This is a genomic window from Formosa sp. Hel1_31_208 (genome assembly GCF_900104785.1).
Classification (GTDB): domain Bacteria; phylum Bacteroidota; class Bacteroidia; order Flavobacteriales; family Flavobacteriaceae; genus Psychroserpens.
In genome coordinates, this window is sequence record NZ_LT629733.1 from 608,910 (window position 1) to 631,192 (window position 22,283).

Here is a 22,283-nt window from a genome sequence, read left to right on the forward strand (position 1 = left end):
GTCGACCAATGAAGCTCAAGCTTATATATTTTACTATTGGCATCCTATTATGTAGTTTATTCAGTTTTGGTCAGGATTCTATTCCAAAAACATCCCAAACTAAACGACTCACAGAATCCGACTTTGTCGACGGTGAAACTTATGTTGTTGATACCATTATAGACGGAAAGACTTATTTCCGAAAACCAATTAACATAAAACCAGCTGTCGACTCGACGGCAATCAACAAGTTAGAAGATTATAAACTTGCTTCAGAGATTGATGAAAAGTGGCTTGAAGAACTTTATAGTAATAATTTATATGATACCATATACAAATCGGTTTCAGAATTAAAATACGACCCAGTTGATTTTCCTGAATTAACTACAGATACACTCAAAGCAAGACTTGCGAGACTGAATGCTAGAACCCCTTTTAATATTGAGTACAATCCGTCTCTTGAGAGTGTTATCAAGTCGTATTTAAAAAATCGACGAACCTCTATGTCGCGCTTAATGGCATTAAGTGATTATTATTTTCCATTATTTGAAGAATCATTAGACAACTACAATATTCCTTTAGAAGTAAAATATTTAGCCATTGTAGAATCGGCTTTAAAACCACGAGCAAAATCAAGAGTAGGCGCAACAGGTTTATGGCAGTTTATGTTTGGTACCGGAAAAGAATATGGTCTTAATGTGAGTAGCTATGTTGATGAACGTAGCGACCCAATTAAGTCTACAGAAGCAGCAAGCAAATATTTAGCCAGACTCTATAAGATTTTTGGGGATTGGGATTTAGCTTTAGCAGCATATAATTCTGGCCCAGGTAATGTAACCAAGGCGATTCGTCGATCAGGAGGTTATGAGAATTACTGGAATATTAGACCACATCTTCCACGTGAAACGGCTGGCTATTTACCAGCGTTTTTAGCAACCATGTATATTTTTGAATATGCTGAAGAGCATGGTTTTAAGAAAGATAGGCCAAAATATCATTATGTGGAAACAGATACCATACATGTAAAAAAAATGATCACATTAGATCAAGTTTCTGAGCTGGTTGATGTGCCTATTGAAGAATTACAGTTTTTGAATCCATCTTATAAATTGGATATCATTCCATTTGTCAAAGGAGAAAATTATACGCTGAGATTACCACGGGAAGCTATAGGAAAGTTTGTGACTAACGAGGAACAGATTTATGCCTTTGTTGAAGCCGAATTGAAGAAACGAGAGAAACCCCTTCCACAGTTTTTTGATTCAGACAGTAAAATTAGATATCGTGTTAAATCTGGAGATTATTTAGGGAAGATAGCGAGACGCTATGGGGTTAGAGTAAGCCAAATAAAGCGTTGGAATGGATTGAGAAGTAATAACCTGAGAATAGGACAACGCTTAACGATTTATCCCAGAAAACCGGTAACATCTGGATCAAAAAAAGGGACTGTTAATCAGCCTAAAAAAGTCATTAATGCAGATGGCAAATCAACATATAAAGTACAAAAAGGGGATTCACTTTGGAGTATCTCTCAAAAATTTCCAGGTGTTTCTGTTCAAAACATCAAAGAATGGAACGATATTAGTAGTAACAATCTAAAAATAGGAATGACGCTTATTGTATCTAAATAAGTATAAATAATTTACATAAAAAATGAAAAACGTATTAAGCATATTACTCTTTATTTCACTATTTTATTCTTGTGACAATAAAGACCAACAGCGCTATGTGTCAAAATCTTCAGGAAATATTAATAACCTAGTTGTTGTTGCTGAAAATCAGTTATGGGAAGATAGTGTTGGCGAGGCTATTCGGGATGTTCTAGCGGCTCCTGTTGAGGGCTTATCCAAAGAAGAACCTCAATTTTCTATGAATCAAATGCCTCCATCAGTATTTTCAGGATTTGCTAAAAAGAACAGAATAGTCCTAAAAATTGAAAAAGGTAAAGATGCAAGCACAAAAATTGCTACCGATGCTTTTGCAAGACCGCAAACTATGGTTGTGGTTTCAGGGCAAACAAATGAGGACATAATTGAACAGATTACTAGCAATGCGCCAAAAATCATAGACGCCTTTAATAAAGAAGAAGTAAAAGAAAAGCAACGACGTATTTCAAAATCATTATTTAATGATGAACCAATTCGAAAACAACTGGGATTGTCCATGCGTTTTCCAACAGCTTATCGAATTGCAAAACAAGAAGGTGATTTTTTCTGGTTGAGAAGAGACATTGAAACAGGAACTGTTGACATTATGCTTTATGAGGTGCCAATGTCATTTATAAAGGATAATAACAGTGCGGTTGTAGATGTGGTTCGCGTAAGAGATTCTGTGGGTAAAATTCATATTGAAGGCCCTATTGAAGGCTCGTATATGGGAACCGAAGACGCGTTCTCACCATTCATTTCAAAAACAATAATTGACAATAAACCAGCATTTGTAACTAAGGGACTATGGGATGTCAAAAATGCCTTTATGTCTGGGCCGTTTATTAATTATGCTATTGAAGACAAAGTAAATAATCGGTATATCATAGCTGAAGGTTATGTCTTTGCACCATCTGTAACGAAACGAAATTATGTTTTTGAATTAGAATCCATAATAAAATCACTAGCAATTAAATAACAAAAAAGCCAACGTTTATCGTTGGCTTTTTTGTTAAAAATATAACTAGAATTATTCTTTTTTCTCTGTAGTAGTATCATCTTCTTTACTGGCATCTTTAAATTCTTTGATACCACTCCCTAAGCCTCTCATAAGTTCAGGAATTTTCTTTCCTCCAAACAATAATAAAACCACAACGACAATTAAAATAATTTGCCAGGCTCCAAAAGCTAAAAATATGCTTGTTGCTATCATAACGTATAATTTTGAACTGCAAATTTAATAATTAAACTTCAAATTAAACGTTTAATCACAAACTTTAAGAGTCACTCATTAAACTTGGGCTTATTTTATTTAATTTTGTGAGACAATGACAAAAAAGGAAAAGGAAAAAAAATTTAGAAAAAAACTACTTCACAAGTACCGTTTAGTTGTGCTTAACGAAGATACTTTTGAAGAACGTTTTGCGATTAAGTTGACCCGGTTAAACGTGTTTGTCATGGTGTCACTAGGTACAATTTTACTCGTGGTGGGCACTATATTGTTAATAGCTTTTACTTCGTTAAAGGAGTATATTCCCGGCTATTCTTCAATGGCATTAAAAAAACAAGCAACGGTTTTAAACTACAAAACAGATTCGCTTCAAAATGTCATGGAACTTAATGAAAAATACTATGCATCCATCAAAAAGGTTCTTACTGGAGATGTCAGTTCAGTTGAGTTCAATAGAGACTCTATTATTGATGCAGCGGCAATTGATGCAAGTAAATTAGATTTAAAACCAACAAAAGAGGACTCTTTGTTGAGAGATCTTGTAGACAAAGAAGATAAATACAACGTATTTGAATCAGCGCTATCGTCTTCAAATTTCGTTTTATTTCCACCAGTGAATGGAACTATTTCTGACGCTTATAATATCAAAGAGAAACATTTTGCGGTAGATGTCGTAGTTGCAAAAAACACCCCAATAAAAGCGACAGCAGACGGTACTGTTATTTTTGCCGAATGGACAACAGAAACAGGCTATGTAGTTATTATTGAACACAGTTATGATCTAATTTCCGTTTATAAGCATAATGCCTCATTAACTAAACAGCAAGGAGATTTGGTAAAATCTGGAGAAGTTATCGCTATGGCGGGAAACACAGGTGAATTAACCACGGGACCTCATTTGCATTTTGAACTTTGGAGCAGAGGCTACCCTGTCAATCCAACAAACTTTATAGATTTCAATTAATGCTATCCATAAAATCTACACTCGCCAAATTATTTGCTAAAAACGTTAGAAAGTCTATATTAAAATGGTCTAAGGCTCCTATAGAAACACAGGACAAGGTTTTTCAAAAACTAATTAATGATGCTGGGGAAACTGTTTTTGGAAAAGACCATGATTTTAAATCCATTAAAACACACTCAGATTTTATTAAACGAGTACCCATACGAGACTACGAAGCATTAAAACCGTATGTGGATAGGGTAGTAAATGGTGAAGAAGACATTCTCTGGAAAGGCAAGCCTATTTATTTTGCAAAAACCTCTGGAACGACCTCTGGCGCAAAATATATTCCATTAACAAAGGAAAGTATGCCAACGCATGTGGAAGCTGCACGAAATGCTATCTTGATGTATATTGCCGAAACCGGTAACAGTAAGTTTGTAGATGGAAAAATGATATTTTTGCAAGGAAGTCCAATTCTAGAGGAAAAAAACGGGATACAATTAGGGCGTCTCTCTGGAATTGTAGCACATTATGTGCCTAAATATCTTCAAAAGAACAGAATGCCATCGTGGCAAACCAACTGTATCGATGACTGGGAAACTAAAGTAGAAGCGATTGTCGAGGAAACCTTATCAGAAAATATGACAGTTATATCTGGGATTCCTTCTTGGGTACAAATGTATTTTGAGAAAATTCAGAATAAAACAGGAAAGAAGGTGGGTGATGTTTTCCAAAATTTTAATCTCTTCATTTTTGGAGGCGTAAATTATGAACCCTATCGCGCCAAATTTGAAAATCTCATAGGTCGAAAAGTAGATAGCATTGAGCTGTATCCGGCGAGTGAGGGATTTTTCGCGTTTCAGGATAAACAGAATGAAAAAGGCATGTTGTTGCAACTCAACTCCGGGATTTTTTATGAATTTATTAAAGCAGACACATTTTTTGACGATAATAGAGAACGGCTTATCCTAGAACATGTTGAGTTAGGGGTTAATTATGTGATGATTATTTCAACTAACGCAGGGTTATGGGCTTATAATATTGGAGATACTGTTGAATTTACATCTTTAAGCCCTTTCAGGGTTATTGTTTCTGGACGAATTAAACATTTTATTTCAGCTTTTGGTGAACATGTTATAGGTAAAGAAGTTGAACAAGCACTTCAAGAAGCTGTTGCTGATTCATCGCTTGGAATTTCAGAGTTTACAGTGGCTCCACAGATTGACCCAGATGATGGATTGCCTTATCACGAATGGTTTATAGAGTTTGAAGATGAACCTCAAAATTTGGCATTATTCGCCCAAAAGATTGAGGCATCATTACAAAATCAAAACAGCTATTATTATGATTTGGTATATGGAAAGGTTTTGCAACCTTTAAAAATCACTTTAGTAAAGAAGAATGGATTTCAGGATTATATGAAATCAATTGGCAAATTAGGAGGTCAAAACAAGATACCAAGACTGTCAAATGACCGAAAAATTGCCGACGCATTATACGCACAAGAATTAACTAAATAATGCTATATTTGTCCGCAACCTAATGCCAATGAGGAAAACAAAACATCATGAAAGAACGAGAGCTCAAGAGAGCTCAAATGCTATTGAAAAAATGTATATCACGATGCGACATTTGTTCAATCGTGGGTTTTATAAACCAATGGGAGTTTCTGGAGAAACATTACGGGAATCTCTCTTACTTTTAAGACCAGAAATTTATGGGTCAATTGCAGAGCAAAAGGCTGAATTAGAAGGATTGCTTTATGTGATTGATAGACTTCCCGAAGGTATTGAAGAATGCACCTTCATTAATCTTACAAGTGATGAAGGATATGGAAGCTCTCACTTTGAACCAATAATACCCCCTAAGAGACGACGTAATTGTTATCGTATTGATAATGAACAAATGAACATTGAAATTACACGAGGGCGTTCTGAGATTTATGATATATTAACTCATTTAACATTCTTGTTTGTTGAATCTCACAAAATAAGTAAGCGCGTATTAATTGATGATAAAGGCGCTACAATTAGAGATTGGATTAAGCTTGAAAAGGCGGTACTGTCTAAAAAGAAATTGACACAGCAAGAACGAGAAATTGCCATTACACATACGGCAAATATACTGGGAAGAACTTTCGAGGAATTAACAAATGCACATGCTGAATTTTCCACTAAAATAAAACCAGAACGATTATTGCATATTATTTATTGGTTAGGGAAGTTAGCTATAGAAGAGGTTATTAATAATAATAAACGCACGGTTACCTTTAGTCCCGTCCTTAGAGAACGATTAGGACATCATATCCACGGCGAAATATGGGCAGACAATATTAAAGCCGTTTTGTTTGAAAAAAAATTGTTACATCGACCAATTCATGTCATTAGCGCCAATATGCATAGTGTCATGAATTCAATTTTTGCGCCAATAGCATTAAAAACAATGACTTCTAAAAAAGATATTTTTGAAGTTTATGAAGCGATTAGTCAAAATGAAAATGAGGCTTTACGCAATAAAATCACTAAAGCAGCGTTGCAGAGTGGAATGACTTATATTAAGGATGCCTCTGGGACCAATATAGATGTTCAAATTTTTGACACAGGAAAGATTGATTTTTCAAAAACAGATATTGAGGTTAATCAAAAGTTTATGGAGTCTGAAAAGCCTGTAATATTTGTGATGGACTATGCTTTTGGAGAGCAAGCTTATGAAACAATTGACGAATTGTTAAAACCAATTAAAGTGAATGGCGAAAAAATTCATCTCAATATTGAATCTGTATCCATCATGGGTAAAGCAGGAATTCTTGAAGGCGGTAAAGGAGATATAATGATTCCTTCTGCACATATTTTTGAAGGAACCGCAGATAACTATCCTTTTAAGAACGAACTTTGTAAAAAAGATTTTGATGGTCATGATGTTTCTATTTATGAAGGCTCTATGATAACGGTATTAGGAACTTCGCTACAAAATAAAGAAATATTAAAATTTTTCTTTAACTCCACATGGAATGTCATAGGTCTTGAAATGGAGGGTGCTCACTATCAAAAAGCGATTCAAGCTGCGTCTAAAGTGAGGGGAAGCATTAATCCTGATGTTAAAGTAAGGTATGCTTATTATGCGAGTGACAACCCCTTAGAAACAGGAAGTACTTTGGCTTCGGGAGGTTTGGGCACTTCAGGAGTTAAACCAACATACTTGATAACTAGAAAAATATTACAACAGATATTTAACACATAATTTAAAGACATGAGTGAAAATTTACCTAAAGATAAAAATGAAGAGGTTGATTTAGGAGCTTTATTTAGCGCCATCGGTAAATTCTTCGATAAAGTTTATGGGTTTATAGCCAATATTCTCAAAGGAGTTTTTTCTTCAATTATTTTCTTAATAAGAGCCGTAATTGATAATTATAAAGTGATAACTATAGTTGTTTTAACAGCTATGTTATTTGGTTATGGTTTGCAAAAAATGAAAGAACCCGTTTATTATTCGGAAATGCTAGTCAAACCTTATTTTGAATCAAAATATCAACTAGTAACAAATATTGACTACTACAATTCATTATTAGATAGTGAAAACTACGAAACACTTTCAAGTGTATTTACTATTAATGATAAAGAAGCAAAAACGATAAAAAGCTTTGAAATTGAAATTGGACCGGAGACAGAAAATGATCTTGTTGTACAATATGACAAGTATGTGAAGTCCATTGACAGTATTAGGGCTCAGGATATTAGTTTTGAAGATTTTGTTGATAACCGAGATCTTTACTCCAGTGACTTGTTCACTATTAGAGTTGAATCTACAAAGCGTGACATTTTCAAAAAACTATCCAATGGTTTTGAATTAACCATAAGTAACAATGAATACTCTAAAAAGAAAATGCGTATTAGAGATTCTACTTTAGCGATCAAAAGGCAGGCCTATATGAGAGATTTAAGAAAAATAGATACCTTACAAATGGTATACTTAAAAATCTTAAGTAACGAGTCTGAAAAAGGCGCAGTTAGTGTAGGAATGGAAGGTATGTTTCCTTTAACTCAAGAGAGAACTCAAACACGAGAATTTGAATTATTTCAAAATGAACTTCGACTAAGGGATTCCATTAGTGTTCTGGATCAGTTGAAAGTTGAAGAAAACGTGTATTATGATGTCCTTTCTGATTTTTCTGAAATAGGAGTCAAGTCAAATGATTGGACGAAAAAATATATATTAATTCTTCCGGCCTTGGCTATTCTTGTTATGTTGCTTACATTTTTTGCATCTAACGCGATACGATTTGTTAAAAATTATGAAGCATAAAACATTACTAATAACAGGAGGAGCTGGCTTTATAGGGTCTAATTTTATTCCTTATGTTTTAGAAGAATATAAAAACACGAAACTTGTTAATTTAGATAAGCTCACATATGCAGGTGAGCTTTCTAATTTAGAATCAGTGGCTTCAAACAAGAACTATACCTTTATCAAGGGAGACATTTGTAATAGGGCTCTAATTGAAAACCTATTTAACGAGTACAATTTTGATGCCGTCATACATTTTGCGGCAGAATCTCACGTAGATAACTCGATTGAATACCCAGACGAGTTTATGAAAACTAATATTCTAGGCACCTTCAATCTAATAGATGTGGCCAAGCAACATTGGATGAATGCACCATTTTTATTTAAAAATGGTTTTAAATTTAACCGTTTTCACCACATATCTACAGATGAGGTTTATGGGACCCTAGGACAAAAAGGTTTATTTAGAGAAGACACGCCTTATGCGCCTAATAGTCCGTACAGCGCTTCTAAAGCGTCTTCAGATTTTATTGTTAGGAGTTATTTTCATACTTATGGTATGAATGTCGTTACAACTAATTGTTCAAATAACTATGGCCCAAAGCAACATGATGAAAAATTAATTCCAACAATCATTAGAAAAGCTATAGCGGGAGAACAAATACCAATCTATGGTGATGGAAAAAACATTAGAGATTGGTTATATGTATTAGACCACTGTAAAGGAGTAGACATAGTATTTCAGCATGGTAAAGCTGGTGAGACATATAATATTGGAGGACGTAATGAACGAGATAATTTATACATTGCTAACACCATCTGTGAAGAATTGGATAAATTGATTCCAAAATCAGAATCATATAAAAAGCAAATAACATTTGTTAAGGACAGACCAGGTCACGATTTTAGATATGCGATTGACGCAACAAAACTTGAGACAGAACTTGGATGGAAAGCAGATGAAAATTTTGAGACTGGAATTCAAAAAACAATAAGCTGGTATTTAGATAAATATAATAAGTCATGAAAGGTATAATTTTAGCAGGCGGATCAGGCACTAGACTACACCCCTTAACCAAGGTTATAAGTAAGCAATTAATGCCTATTTATGATAAACCCATGATTTATTATCCGTTAACAACGCTAATGTCTGCTGGGATTAGAGAGATTTTGATTATTTCAACATCAAAAGACACACCTCGATTTAAAGACCTGCTAGGCAACGGAGATGATTATGGGTGTCATTTTGAGTATGCTGTTCAAGAACAGCCGAACGGATTGGCCGAAGCTTTTATTATTGGAGCCTCATTTATTGGAAATGATTCTGTGGCTTTAATTTTAGGTGATAATATTTTTTACGGATCTGGATTGGAACAAAAACTGAAGGCTCACGCTAATGTTAGTGGAGGTGTTATTTTTGCCTATCATGTCCAAGATCCACAGCGCTATGGTGTTGTAGAATTTGATGAGGATAACAAAGTATTATCTATAGAGGAAAAACCAACTCAACCTAAGTCAAATTATGCCGTTCCAGGAATCTATTTTTATGATAATTCGGTAATAGATATCGCTACGCATATACAACCGAGCCACAGAGGTGAATTAGAAATTACTGATATAAATAAAACCTATCTTAGTCAAGGGAAATTGAATGTGCAAATTTTAGACAAAGGCACCGCATGGTTAGATACAGGAACGTTTAATTCTCTAATGCAGGCGTCTCAATTTGTTCAGGTTATTGAAGAGCGGCAAGGTTTAAAAATAGGATGTATTGAAGAAACAGCTTTTAAAATGGGTTTTATCAACAGAACTCAACTTCATAAATTAGCAGAACCACTCCTTAAAAGCGGATATGGAAATTATTTAAAACACCTATAGGTTTATGATAGCTCAAGAAACAAAGTTAAAGGACTGTTATATTCTTACTCCAAAAATAATTGAAGATGAACGCGGTTATTTTTTTGAAAGTTTTAATAAAAAAAATTTTCAACAACTTACAGATTTAGATATTGATTGGGTTCAAGACAATCAATCAAAATCTCAAAAAGGCGTGCTAAGAGGGTTACATTTTCAAATTGGAGCGTTTGAACAAGCTAAGCTTATTCGGGCTGTGAAAGGATCGGTTTTGGATATATGTGTAGATTTAAGAGTGAAGTCCGAAACCTTTGGAGAATATGTGGCCATAGAATTAAGTGAAACAAATAACAAACAAGTGTTTCTGCCTAGAGGCTTTGCTCATGGCTTTCTAGTTTTAGAGGATGACACAATTATAAATTATAAATGTGATAACTATTATAATAAAAACTCTGAAAGAGGGATTCAATTCAACGATAAACAAATAGATATTGATTGGAATTTTCCGCAGAAAGATGTCGTTCTCTCGGAAAAAGATAAAGCATTACCAACACTTTCTGAATATTTAAATGGCGTATAAAGTTTTAGTTACTGGAGCAAACGGTCAATTAGGAAGCACAATTAAAGCACTCTCTTCTCAATTTGAAGATGCTATCCAATTTGTGTTTACCGATAAAACCAATTTGGATATAACCAATACAGATGCTATTGATGCGGTTTTTCGTAATGGACATTTTAATTATTGTGTTAATTGTGCTGCATTTACTAATGTAGATCTCGCAGAAACAGAAACTGAAAAAGCGACCGCAATTAATGCCATAGCCGTAAAAGACCTAGCTAAAACTTGCAAGAAATACAACGTTAAACTTATTCATATTTCTACCGACTATGTTTTTGATGGTGCTAAAACTTCCGCTTACACGGAAACAGATCTCGCATCACCAATAAATACTTATGGACAAACGAAGTTATTGGGGGAAAATCATATCAAGCAAATATTAAACGATTATTTTATTATAAGAACCTCTTGGCTTTATTCAAAATTCAATCAGAATTTTGTAAAAACCGTCTATCAAAAGCTTCTGAATGGGGAGCAATTGAAAATTATAGACTCGCAACAAGGAACACCAACCAGTTGTTGGGATTTAGCAGAGTTTATTATATTTTTAGTTTTAAATGAAGTTGAAGCATTTGGAACCTATCACTTTTCAGCTGAAGGACAGACTACTTGGTATGATTTGGGATTACACATATCAAAACACATTCCTAAAGCGTCGAATATAATTCCGATTAAGACGTTTGAATCAAAAGCAAAGCGACCCAGAAATAGTGTTTTAAATACAGAAAAAGTACGTATGCTTATGAAGAAAAATTTACCTACTTGGCAAAACAGTGTAGACAAGGTAATTCTTGATTTGTCAAGGGAGTTGTAGCTTAAAAATTAAGATTTAATTATATTAACAAAAACCATACATTTGCAGACTATGAGATCTATTTCTAATTGAGTACGATCGTTATGTTTTAAATGTTTCAAAATTGATTAAAATGCAAAAAAAGGTAGCCTTAATTACGGGAGTAACAGGACAAGATGGAGCCTATTTGAGTGAATTCCTATTAAAAAAAGGATATATAGTTCATGGCGTTAAGAGACGATCGTCACTTTTTAATACCGACAGAATAGATCATCTCTATCAAGACCCACATGAAGAGGATCAGAGCTTCTTTTTACACTATGGCGACTTAACAGACAGTACAAACCTTATTAGAATAATTCGGGATGTTAAACCCGATGAGATTTATAATTTAGCTGCAATGAGTCATGTTCATGTGTCTTTTGAAACTCCTGAATACACAGCGAATGCTGATGGCGTAGGAACCTTAAGACTTTTAGAAGCCATTAGAATTTTAGGCTTAGAAAAAAGCACTAAAATATATCAAGCCTCCACGTCTGAACTTTATGGTAAAGTGCAAGAAGTTCCACAAACCGAAACCACTCCATTTTACCCAAGAAGCCCGTATGCAGTAGCAAAAATATATGCATATTGGATTACAGTAAATTATAGAGAGGCTTATGGCATGTATGCTTGTAACGGGATATTGTTTAACCATGAATCACCAATTCGAGGAGAAACTTTTGTAACCAGAAAAATAACGCGTGCCACTTCTAAAATAGCCTTAGGCCTTCAAGATAAGGTGTATTTAGGCAACCTTGATGCACAAAGAGATTGGGGACATGCTAAAGATTATATAAGGATGATGTGGATGATTCTACAAGCTGAGGAGCCAGAAGATTGGGTCATTGCTACAGGTAAAACAACGACAGTTCGTGATTTTGTTAGAATGTGTTTTAAACATGTTGGCGTGGAGTTAGAATTTCGTGGGGAAGGCTCAAATGAAAAAGGCTATATAAAATCGTGTCATAATCCAGAATACCAATTGGAAATAGGAAAAGAAGTTGTTTCTGTAGATGAAAAGTATTTCAGACCAACCGAAGTTGAACTACTTATTGGTGATGCCACTAAAGCTAAAGAAAAATTAGGATGGATACCAGAATATGATCTGCCAGCACTCGTTGAAGATATGATGTCTAGTGATTTAAAACTGATGCAAAAACAACAATACCTTCAAGATGGAGGATATAGAATTAAAAACTACTTCGAGTAAATCGGTATATGAATAAGGCGTCCAAAATATATGTAGCGGGTCACAGAGGACTTGTTGGTAGTGCATTATTAGAAAATCTTAAGCAAAAAGGGTATCAAAACATAGTGACTCGAACCCATAAAGAGTTAGACCTTACTCATCAAAACGACGTAGCCTCTTTTTTTAAAACTGAACAACCAGAATATGTGTTTTTAGCTGCTGCAAAAGTTGGAGGAATTGTTGCAAATAATGTGTATCGTGCCGATTTTATTTATGCTAATATGATGATTCAAAATAATGTGATTCATCAAAGTTATTTAAATGGAGTAAAGAAGTTATTGTTTTTAGGAAGCACCTGTATTTATCCTAAGAATTCTCCACAACCGATGAAGGAAGAATATTTGCTTACAGATACGTTAGAATACACCAATGAGCCTTATGCAATTGCTAAAATAGCTGGAATTAAGATGTGTGAAAGCTATAACCTTCAGTATGGCACCAATTACATATCTGTAATGCCAACTAATCTATACGGACCAAACGATAACTTTGACCTAGAAAAATCACATGTGCTTCCAGCTCTAATTCGTAAGATTCATTTGGCGAAATTATTGAATGAAAATCAAATAGAGAAGGTATTAGCAGATACAGGGTTTTCGAATATTGAGGAGGCAAAAACATATTTAGCGTCCTTTGGGGTGACTGAAAAAACAGTTGAAATTTGGGGTTCAGGAAAGCCGAAACGTGAGTTTTTGTGGTCAATAGACATGGCAGATGCCTGTGTGTTTATTATGGAAAACAGAGACTTTAAGGATACGTTTTCCGAAGCTATAAAGGAAATTAGAAATACACATATCAATATTGGTACAGGAGAAGATATATCCATTAAAGAATTGGCAGAAACGATAAAAGAAGTTGTTGGTTTCAAAGGAGGATTAGTTTATAATACTAATAAACCAGATGGAACTATGAGGAAATTAACCGACGTGTCGAAGCTGAATGCATTAGGATGGAAGTATCAAATGAAGTTAGAAAACGGAATAAAAGAGATGTATGACTGGTATAGAACTAAATAAAAACTTAGTAATTGCAATTGAAGCCTCCTTAAAAGCAGGAGAAGTCATTATGCAAGTGTATGATACTGCTTTTGATGTGGAACATAAAGATGATAAATCACCTTTAACAGAAGCCGACAAAAGAGCGAATGATGTTATTAATTCATTTCTGCGAGAAACGCCTACACCTATTATTAGTGAAGAGAATAAGCAAATTGATTATTCAATTCGCAAAGATTGGGACACCTGTTGGATAGTAGACCCTGTTGATGGAACAAAAGAATTTATCAAGCGAAATGGTGAGTTCACGGTTAATATTGCTTTAGTACAAAACGGTGTGCCACAATTAGGGGTTATCTATGTTCCAGCGACGACCACACTATATTTTTCGGATACACTAAAAAAACAAGCGTTTAAATCGGTATTATCAGCTCATAACACCTCAATAGAAGACGTGTTAAAATTGGCGAGTCCGCTTCAAACAAAAACAACCTCTAATGTTGTAGAAGTTGTTGGCAGTCGGTCTCATATGAGTCAGGAAACATTGAACTTTGTAGACCATTTAAAATCGTCTGGAAAAGAGGTAACGATAGTGTCTAAAGGGAGCTCCCTTAAATTTTGTTTAGTTGCTGAAGGAAATGCAGATATATATCCACGATTTGCACCGACCATGGAATGGGATACAGCAGCTGGTCAAGCTATTTGCAGTGCTGTTGGTGTTGAGGTCATTTCTGAAGACACAAAACAACCGCTGTTATATAATAAAGAAAACCTGCTAAACCCTTGGTTTGTGGTTGCAAAGCACTAAAAGACCATGACTACTTATAAAACTGAGTCACATCTTAGAAGCCTTATTAAAGGTATATCATGGCGTGTTGTCGCAACTTCAGACACGATACTTGTGGTACTACTCGTTACTTGTTTGAGTGGTCATTGTAGTTTAGAGAATGCGATTAAAATTGGATCTATTGAGTTTGTTTTTAAATTTTTTGTTTACTATGTTCATGAAAGAGTGTGGCAGCTTATTTTAGTTAATAAGGCTGTTACGCAAAAACAAACGCTTCAAAAGACAACATCCTGGCGACTCATTGCAACGACTATGACATTCCTAATTTCGGGTTCAGTATTAAATGCTTTTGACGAAATAGCATTATATATTGCACTTACAGAATTATTTACGAAATTCGCATTATATTACTTACACGAGAGACTTTGGTTAAAACTTCCACTAGGTAGAATTAGGCAATTTTTTTTCGGTAAAAAAAGATAACATGTCCAAACATATTATACCCCATAACTATCACGTTTCTAAGTCAGATAGAATAACTGCTAATAATCATAATTCATTTTTAATTTGGTTTACAGGACTTTCTGGATCAGGGAAATCTACAATTGCTAATCTTGTAGAACGCGCATTATTTGAAAAAGGCATAAAAACCTATTCTTTAGATGGGGATAACATAAGAAAGGGAATTAATAAAGACCTTTCATTTGCTCCTGAGGATAGAACTGAAAACATAAGGCGCATCGCTGAGGTTTCAAATTTGATGATTGATGCTGGTATAGTTGTATTGGCCGCATTTGTATCACCTTATAAAAAAGATAGAGAGAACATTAGAACTATCGTTAAAGATGTTAACTTTGTTGAAATTTATATTAATACGAGCATTGAAGAATGCGAACGTCGAGATGTAAAAGGCTTATATAAGAAGGCAAGAGCTGGTGAAATCAAAAATATGACTGGTATTTCTGCTCCTTATGAAGCCCCTGAACGTTCAGATATTGAGATAAAAACAGAAAACGAAACAATTGACGATTCCGTAAAAAGAATTGTAGATTATATAACACCAAAATTAAAACTCAACAATGAGTAAGTATTATTTAAATTATTTAGACGAATTAGAGAGTGAAGCCATTTTTATCTTGCGTGAAGTCTGGGCACAATTTGATAATCCTGTCATTTTGTTTTCAGGAGGTAAAGACTCAATACTCGTTACACATTTAGCTAAAAAAGCATTTTACCCAGCAACAATACCGTTTCCGTTAATGCATGTGGACACAGGTCATAACTTTCCAGAGACCATCAAGTTTAGAGATGATATCATCAAAGAATTGGGCGTAGAACTCATTGTAGGCTCTGTTCAAGAGTCTATTGATGACGGGCGTGTCTCCGAAGAGAAAGGAAAAAATGCAACAAGAAACGCACTACAAATTACGACCTTGTTAGATGCCATTGAATCAAATAAAATTGATTGTGCCATTGGAGGAGGAAGACGAGACGAGGAAAAAGCAAGAGCTAAGGAACGCTTCTTTTCGCATCGCGATGATTTTGGACAATGGGATCCAAAAAACCAACGGCCTGAACTTTGGAATATTTTCAATGGTAAACATTTTGAAGGCGAACACTTTAGAGCTTTTCCTATAAGTAACTGGACCGAAATGGATGTTTGGAATTATATTAAAAGAGAGAATATCGCTATTCCATCATTATACTTTGCTCATGAACGAGACGTCGTGTGGAGACAGGATAGCTGGATACCAAATTCTGAGTTTTTGGTGCTTGAAGAGCATGAAGAAATAGTAACTAAAATGATTCGCTTCCGAACACTAGGCGATATCACTATAACAGGAGGTATTGAATCTGATGCAGATACTTTAGAAAAAATTGCTGACGAGGTATCTGGAATGAGGCAAACCGAAAGAGGAAACAGAAGTGATGACAAACGTTCTGAGTCAGCAATGGAAGACAGAAAACGTCAAGGATATTTTTAAAAGACACATAGTTAATGTTAGATAATAATCAATTATTACGATTTACAACTGCTGGTAGTGTAGACGACGGAAAAAGCACCTTAATTGGTCGCTTATTGTATGATTCTAAATCTATTTTTGAGGATCAACTATTGGCAATAGAAAACACGAGTAAAAAGAAAGGCCATGATGGTGTGGATTTAGCTCTTTTTACTGATGGTTTAAGAGACGAAAGAGAACAAGGCATCACAATTGATGTTGCTTACAGGTATTTTACAACACCTAAGCGTAAATTCATTATTGCAGATACTCCAGGGCATATTCAATATACAAGAAATATGGTCACAGGAGCTTCAACAGCAAATGCTGCTATCATATTAGTAGATGCTAGACATGGTGTTATTGAACAAACAAAAAGACATTCTTTTATAGCGTCATTATTACAAATTCCTCATGTTATTGTCTGTATCAATAAAATGGATTTAGTAGAATATTCAGAAGTAGCCTATAATAAAGTTATTGATCAATTTGAGGAGTTTGCCTCAAAATTATTAGTTCATGACATACGTTTTATTCCTATTAGTGCCCTTAATGGAGACAACGTAGTGAACCGTTCAGAAAACATGAATTGGTACCAAGGTGCTCCGCTATTGCACACTTTAGAAACCATGCATATAAGTAGTGATATCAACAAGGTTGATGCTAGATTCCCAGTGCAAACGGTTTTGAGACCACAAAATGACAGTCATAGAGACTATAGAGGTTATGCAGGAAGAGTTGCAAGTGGTATTTTTAGAGTTGGTGATGATGTTACTGTAATGCCATCTGGATTCACGTCAAAAATAAAAACCATAGACACTTTAGATGCATCTTTAGAAGAAGCATATGCTCCAATGTCGGTTTCCTTAACCCTGGAAGATGACATTGATGTTAGTAGAGGAGATATGATTGTAAGGTCTAATAATAAGCCAGAACCAGTACAAGATATAGAAGTGATGTTATGCTGGCTTCATAATAACTCAGCAAAACCTAGAGCAAAGTATAGTATACGTCACACGAGTAATGAACAAAAGGCCATGATAAAAGAAGTGGTTTATAAAATAAATATTGAGACTTTAGATCGTAATACTATCGATAAAGATTTGTGTATGAATGATATTTCTAAAGTCAAAATAAGAACTACAAAACCACTAATGGTTGACTCTTACAGAGAGAACAGAACAACAGGAAGTATTATTCTTGTAGATGATGCAACCAATGAAACCGTTGCCGCTGGGATGATTGTATAATAATTATAATAAAAATGAAAAAAGCACTATGTATTATTTTAGTTGTTATTGCTTTTGCATGCAAGGACGACGCTAAGGTAGATGAACAAAAAAACCAGACATCAGTATCAGTTGCAGAAAAAGCCATTAAGGAATTAGAGGTTATTGTAAGTTTTAAAACTAATAAATCTGATGAGTTCAAATTAATGCTCAATAATGTTCCTGTAGATGAATTTCAAAGAAAGAACATACATGTTATAGAAAAGACAGAACCTACGACATCATTTGAACAAATTACTGCAAAATTTGGTAATAACAACTTATCAAATAATTTTAATATTAACTTCGGAACTAAGGAATTAAAAGAAGTAGAAATTGTTTCAATCCAGATGACTTACGGCAAAAATTCGGTAAGTATTAAAGGCACAGATTTGGAATCATATTTCAATATTAATAATTATATAAATTATGACGCTACCACAGGGGTATTAAAGACTCAAAAAGTTGGCGGTAAGCATTATCCAGCTATTAGTGCTAAAAGAATCGCAATAAACATTCTAAAAAAGGAATAGTTCATTTAAGTGCATATGAGAACTAAAAGGTTTTTATTATTTTTAAATCTGTTGTTTATTTTATCATGTAACTCAAATGTAGATTACTATCATTTACCAACATTTTCATCAAATAAACAGATAAATGCAATAGTAGAAATCCCTGCGGGAACAAATAAGAAATTTGAATATAATAAAACAACTCATACATTTGAAATAGACCAAAAAAACGGATTAGATCGAATAGTTCAGTTTTTGCCGTATATAGGGAACTATGGTTATATACCCTCAACATATTCAGATCCTAAAAAAGGCGGTGATGGAGATGCATTAGATGTTTTAGTTTTATCAGAGAGTCTGCCAACAGGTTCTGTTGTTGAAATCATACCCATTGCGATGTTAAAATTAATTGATGACGGAGAATTGGATTATAAAATTATTGCAGTCCCTTTTAATAAAGCAGATCAAGTAATTAAGGCAACTAATTACAAGCAGTTTGATGAAAAGCACCCTCAAATTAAAAAGATTATAGAGTTGTGGTTTTTAAATTATAACAAGGATGATGAAGCAAGAATTGATGGTTGGGCAAATGAGAAAGAGGCTATAAAGGAGATTAATTCTAATTTATTATGAAGTTAAGAATACTAGTAATAGCATTTGTTTGCTTGTTTGGTTGCTCTAAAACGGAAGGCGTTAAACATTCTTTTTTTGTTGCAGGACATACTTATGGAGATCCAAATAATAAAGGTAAGGACAAAGGGTTGTATCAGCCGTTCAAAGATAAATTTGGATTTATAAATGAGCAAAAGAAAATTAAGTTTGGCGTACTGCTTGGAGATGTCGTTTGGAAACCTAATGCTTGGCCGGAAGCTCAAGAAGACATATCGAAATTAAAAATGCCTATTTATATTGCTAGAGGGAATCATGATGGACCTTTAAAAGCGTTTGAATCAAAATTTGGAAAATCATACCAGAGTTTTATACAAAATGACGCACTTTTTATTATTCTAGATCCGAATATTGATCAATGGAACATATCCAATGAACAATTAATTTTCTTAAAAAATAAGCTTCGAATAGAAGGTAAGAAAGTTAAAAATATATTTATTTTTACCCATCAAGTTCTGTGGTGGTCTAAAGAAAAATTTGCTAAGCCAAAACCAAACTCTATTCAAAATAGAGCGTCTAAAACAAATTTTTGGACGAAAATTGAACCACTATTAAGCAGCACAAATAAGCCTGTGTTTCTCTTTGCAGGAGATGTTGGTGCGTTTTCAAAAGAACATAGAAAAAAAGATCATATCACTGAGTATTCGTATTTTACAGAAGGAAACATAACATATATAACTTCTGGAATGGGAGGTGGAATAAGAGATAATTTTGTTATTGTTGATATACACAATAACGGTGAAGTTACTTTTAGACTAATACATTTAAACGGAGAAGATAAGTTTGGTTTAGGAAATCTTGAAGATTATAATAACCCAAATAAATAATACAACACTAACCATGATGCTTAAGAGTTTAATAAAAAACCATTTATTAAAAGTTGTAATTTTAGTTCCATTATTACTATTAGTTGTGGCTTTTTTATTGAAATCGGATTTCCAATCTGAAGCAAAAGAGGCGAATAAATATTATAAAACACTGCCTTCAAAATACGTGGATGTAATCACAGACACTTCGAAAAATGATCCTATTTTCTTTTGTTCGATTAGAAAGGATAAAGGTTTGAGAGAATTAGTTATAATGAAGACATTTCCAACTAAATTCCAAGAAAAGGTTGATTTCTCAATACAATTATTTCCTAAAGACAAAAAATTAGCACCAAAAGATAAAGGGTTTATCACTCAACTGCTCGTTAATGATGCCACATTGTACAATTATAATGGAAAAACTTATGGTGTTTTTAGAACAGCATTACCGTTAATCAATGTTGATAAAATAGTCATAAAAGAAAAAGGAGTAAACAAGAAACAGAAAACTTGGGAAAAGACCATAAAACAACCGTTTGAGATACCTACTGACATAGATTTAAAGACATGGATAGTAAATGGAAATCAAAGCAAGCAACCTACTAACCCTTACAGTGACGTCTTTACTAAAGTTCTTGAATCTAATGATATTTCCACATTACCAAATACCTTTTCAATAGTAAATGATTCCCTCTATAAAGATAAGGTTGATTTAAATGAGTATGCCAAAAGCAAAAATCTAACAATTGGGATTATAAAGGATCCGAATGGTTTTTGGAATCATATAAATTCAAAAGACAAAGAATTAATTAGTGATATTCAACTTATTGGAGACGATCAAAATGAAGCAAAACTATTATTATCGCGCTTTATTGATGGAGAAGAAAATCTAGATGGCCTATTTGCACTGGATAAATTATCTAAATTTTTAGCACTAGAACAACTTTTTTCTCAAAGATGCAGTCAAGATTTCCACGTAAAATATAACAAAGACACTAATTTATTAGAGCCTTTTTATGTGGAGTTTAAATGTTTGGGTTCAATGTCAAAATATGTAAGTAAGCCTAAAATAAAAGATTTTGGTTTTCTAGCGACCTATATTGAAGCCCTCAGAGAGATAAGTGAGTTAGATCTTTCAGAATACATTAAAACGATACGTCCAGAAATGGATGATTATTTAATAGTACATAATAGCTTTTACCCTCAAAGTATTTTTGATATTGATATATTAGAGATTAATCAAAGAATAATTAGAAAAAGCTTAAATCAAAATTCTTTAATTAAATCTGAACTCCTCAGTTTTAAAAAAGATGAATTGGTTGTTACCATCGAGAATTTAAGCAACTATCCTATCTTTATTAAAGAATTGAGTCATAATACAAAGAAAAACATAACAGCTATAGATGGTCCCAAGCAACTACTTGGTGGCTCTAAAGACACACTTAAAATACGACTGCCAAGAAGTTTTGAAAATTTATTTGTGAGTAAGAAAAAAAAGATAGCCGAATTTATACTTTATAAACATATTAATGAACTTTTTCTAGGGTATTCTATTATTGGAATGAATGACATAGCATATACTAATATAATTCCTTATCAAGAGAAAGAAGTGGTTGCGGAAGATTTGTTTAGAAAAGAAGTAATGTTAGAGAATGATAAAAATATTAAGGTCGATAAACAAAAAAATATTATTTCATTTTCAAAAAAGAAAGTAACTATTGATTACCCCTTAATCATACCTTCTGGGTATATATTTAAGCCTCAACCAGGCACTCAAATAGATGTTGTTAGAGGAGGTAAAATGATATCGTATTCACCGCTAATGTTTTTAGGAAACAAAAAAGAAGATATCAAAGTTTTTTCATCTGATAAAAAAGGACAGGGACTGATCGTGTTTAGCGATGGGACAGAGTCTCAATTAACATATGTTAAGTTTTTAGATTTAACCAACCCGAAACACGGAAATTGGAACGTCACAGGAGCCGTGACTTTTTACGAATCTCCAGTGGAAATGAATAATGTTATCATTGAAAATAATAGGTGTGAAGATGCGCTTAATATTGTAAGAACAACCTTTAGAATGCGATATTGTAGAATTTCAAACACCCAATCAGATGCATTTGATGGCGATTTTGTAAAAGGAAATATAGTTGATTGTAATTTTGATAATTTAGGAAACGATGCTATTGATGTATCTGGCTCAGATTTAAAAATTATTCGTGTTAATATAGAAAAGGCAGGGGACAAGGGTTTGAGTGCGGGTGAGGATAGTAAAATGATGGTGGAAAATGTACAGATATCAAACAGTGAAATCGCAATAGCTGGTAAAGACCTTTCTACTGTTACGATTAAGAATTTAAAAGTTACTGATACTAAACTAGGATTTACAGCTTTTCAAAAGAAGCCAGAATTTGGTCCCTCCAATATTACGGCTAATGAAATTGTGATGAATGGCGTAGAAACAAAATATCTTATCGAAAGCTCATCATCTCTTATAGTTGATGGTAAGAAAATAGAAACAGCGCAAAACGTTAAAGACAGAATGTACGGTGTTGAGTTTGGTAGAAGCAGCGCAGAAACGAGAAACAGTCAATAAA

The 22,283-nt window shown here is 33.8% G+C and carries 22 protein-coding genes; 21 read left to right on the forward strand and 1 reads right to left on the reverse strand.

Features of this window, described 5'->3' with window-relative positions:
• The first annotated feature begins 8 nt into the window (after positions 1–8).
• Both BLT57_RS02555 and BLT57_RS02560 read left to right on the forward strand, forming a co-directional pair.
• A complete protein-coding gene (locus BLT57_RS02555) occupies positions 9–1,610 on the forward strand; it encodes a LysM peptidoglycan-binding domain-containing protein (RefSeq protein ID WP_091421812.1) in 1,602 nt (533 codons plus the stop codon).
• Between the two features lie 22 nt (positions 1,611–1,632).
• Positions 1,633–2,604 (forward strand): DUF4837 family protein, encoded by a 972-nt coding sequence (locus BLT57_RS02560; protein WP_091421815.1) that lies wholly within the window; start codon positions 1,633–1,635, stop codon positions 2,602–2,604.
• Positions 2,605–2,655: 51 nt separating this feature from the next.
• Here BLT57_RS02560 and tatA read toward each other — a convergent pair whose 3' ends face one another.
• Positions 2,656–2,838 carry a twin-arginine translocase TatA/TatE family subunit gene (tatA, locus tag BLT57_RS02565; protein WP_091421820.1) on the reverse strand — a complete coding sequence of 61 codons (183 nt, stop codon included), beginning with the start codon at positions 2,836–2,838 and terminating at the stop codon, positions 2,656–2,658.
• 115 nt (positions 2,839–2,953) lie between these two features.
• Here tatA and BLT57_RS02570 point away from each other — a divergent pair, with 115 nt between their 5' ends.
• The 19 genes from BLT57_RS02570 (at position 2,954) to BLT57_RS02660 (ending at position 22,282) form a co-directional block, all read left to right on the forward strand.
• The gene (locus BLT57_RS02570; protein ID WP_091421822.1) at positions 2,954–3,820 is read left to right on the forward strand and encodes a M23 family metallopeptidase; all 867 of its coding nucleotides are present in this window, start codon (positions 2,954–2,956) and stop codon (positions 3,818–3,820) included.
• A complete protein-coding gene (locus BLT57_RS02575) occupies positions 3,820–5,322 on the forward strand; it encodes a GH3 auxin-responsive promoter family protein (RefSeq protein ID WP_091421824.1) in 1,503 nt (500 codons plus the stop codon). The genes BLT57_RS02570 and BLT57_RS02575 overlap by 1 nt, the downstream gene beginning before the upstream one ends.
• Before the next feature lie 28 nt (positions 5,323–5,350).
• A complete protein-coding gene (locus BLT57_RS02580; protein ID WP_091426629.1) occupies positions 5,351–7,042 on the forward strand; it encodes a hypothetical protein in 1,692 nt (563 codons plus the stop codon).
• A gap of 9 nt (positions 7,043–7,051) precedes the next feature.
• On the forward strand, positions 7,052–8,107 hold the full coding sequence (locus BLT57_RS02585; protein ID WP_091421827.1) for a hypothetical protein: 1,056 nt from the start codon (positions 7,052–7,054) through the stop codon (positions 8,105–8,107).
• A complete protein-coding gene (gene rfbB / locus BLT57_RS02590) occupies positions 8,097–9,116 on the forward strand; it encodes a dTDP-glucose 4,6-dehydratase (RefSeq protein WP_091421829.1) in 1,020 nt (339 codons plus the stop codon). Before BLT57_RS02585 ends, rfbB begins: the two co-directional genes overlap by 11 nt.
• A complete protein-coding gene (rfbA, locus tag BLT57_RS02595) occupies positions 9,113–9,967 on the forward strand; it encodes a glucose-1-phosphate thymidylyltransferase RfbA (RefSeq protein ID WP_091421832.1) in 855 nt (284 codons plus the stop codon). The genes rfbB and rfbA overlap by 4 nt, the downstream gene beginning before the upstream one ends.
• A 4-nt stretch (positions 9,968–9,971) precedes the next feature.
• Positions 9,972–10,523, forward strand: coding sequence for a dTDP-4-dehydrorhamnose 3,5-epimerase (gene rfbC, locus BLT57_RS02600; protein ID WP_091421835.1), 552 nt, complete (start codon positions 9,972–9,974; stop codon positions 10,521–10,523).
• Entirely contained in the window at positions 10,513–11,376 is an 864-nt protein-coding gene (gene rfbD / locus BLT57_RS02605) for a dTDP-4-dehydrorhamnose reductase (RefSeq protein ID WP_091421839.1), read from the forward strand. The genes rfbC and rfbD overlap by 11 nt, the downstream gene beginning before the upstream one ends.
• Before the next feature lie 112 nt (positions 11,377–11,488).
• Positions 11,489–12,607 carry a GDP-mannose 4,6-dehydratase gene (gene gmd / locus BLT57_RS02610; RefSeq protein ID WP_091421842.1) on the forward strand — a complete coding sequence of 373 codons (1,119 nt, stop codon included), beginning with the start codon at positions 11,489–11,491 and terminating at the stop codon, positions 12,605–12,607.
• Between the two features lie 8 nt (positions 12,608–12,615).
• Positions 12,616–13,662: a GDP-L-fucose synthase gene (locus BLT57_RS02615; RefSeq protein WP_091421848.1), complete on the forward strand. Its 1,047-nt coding sequence runs from the start codon at positions 12,616–12,618 to the stop codon at positions 13,660–13,662.
• Positions 13,640–14,449, forward strand: a complete 810-nt coding sequence (gene cysQ / locus BLT57_RS02620; RefSeq protein WP_091421850.1) for a 3'(2'),5'-bisphosphate nucleotidase CysQ — start codon at positions 13,640–13,642, stop codon at positions 14,447–14,449. Before BLT57_RS02615 ends, cysQ begins: the two co-directional genes overlap by 23 nt.
• A gap of 6 nt (positions 14,450–14,455) precedes the next feature.
• On the forward strand, positions 14,456–14,911 hold the full coding sequence (locus BLT57_RS02625) for a DUF2061 domain-containing protein (RefSeq protein ID WP_091421853.1): 456 nt from the start codon (positions 14,456–14,458) through the stop codon (positions 14,909–14,911).
• A 1-nt stretch (position 14,912) separates the two neighbouring features.
• On the forward strand, positions 14,913–15,515 hold the full coding sequence (gene cysC / locus BLT57_RS02630) for an adenylyl-sulfate kinase (protein ID WP_091421856.1): 603 nt from the start codon (positions 14,913–14,915) through the stop codon (positions 15,513–15,515).
• Positions 15,508–16,413, forward strand: coding sequence for a sulfate adenylyltransferase subunit CysD (gene cysD, locus BLT57_RS02635; RefSeq protein ID WP_091421859.1), 906 nt, complete (start codon positions 15,508–15,510; stop codon positions 16,411–16,413). The genes cysC and cysD overlap by 8 nt, the downstream gene beginning before the upstream one ends.
• A 14-nt stretch (positions 16,414–16,427) precedes the next feature.
• Positions 16,428–17,681, forward strand: coding sequence for a sulfate adenylyltransferase subunit 1 (locus BLT57_RS02640; protein ID WP_091421860.1), 1,254 nt, complete (start codon positions 16,428–16,430; stop codon positions 17,679–17,681).
• A gap of 14 nt (positions 17,682–17,695) precedes the next feature.
• Positions 17,696–18,232, forward strand: a complete 537-nt coding sequence (locus BLT57_RS02645) for a hypothetical protein (RefSeq protein WP_091421864.1) — start codon at positions 17,696–17,698, stop codon at positions 18,230–18,232.
• A gap of 15 nt (positions 18,233–18,247) precedes the next feature.
• Positions 18,248–18,844 carry an inorganic diphosphatase gene (locus BLT57_RS02650; RefSeq protein ID WP_091421871.1) on the forward strand — a complete coding sequence of 199 codons (597 nt, stop codon included), beginning with the start codon at positions 18,248–18,250 and terminating at the stop codon, positions 18,842–18,844.
• A complete protein-coding gene (locus BLT57_RS02655) occupies positions 18,841–19,707 on the forward strand; it encodes a metallophosphoesterase (RefSeq protein WP_091421874.1) in 867 nt (288 codons plus the stop codon). Before BLT57_RS02650 ends, BLT57_RS02655 begins: the two co-directional genes overlap by 4 nt.
• A gap of 13 nt (positions 19,708–19,720) precedes the next feature.
• Positions 19,721–22,282, forward strand: coding sequence for a right-handed parallel beta-helix repeat-containing protein (locus BLT57_RS02660; RefSeq protein ID WP_157717101.1), 2,562 nt, complete (start codon positions 19,721–19,723; stop codon positions 22,280–22,282).
• Position 22,283 lies beyond the last annotated feature (1 nt).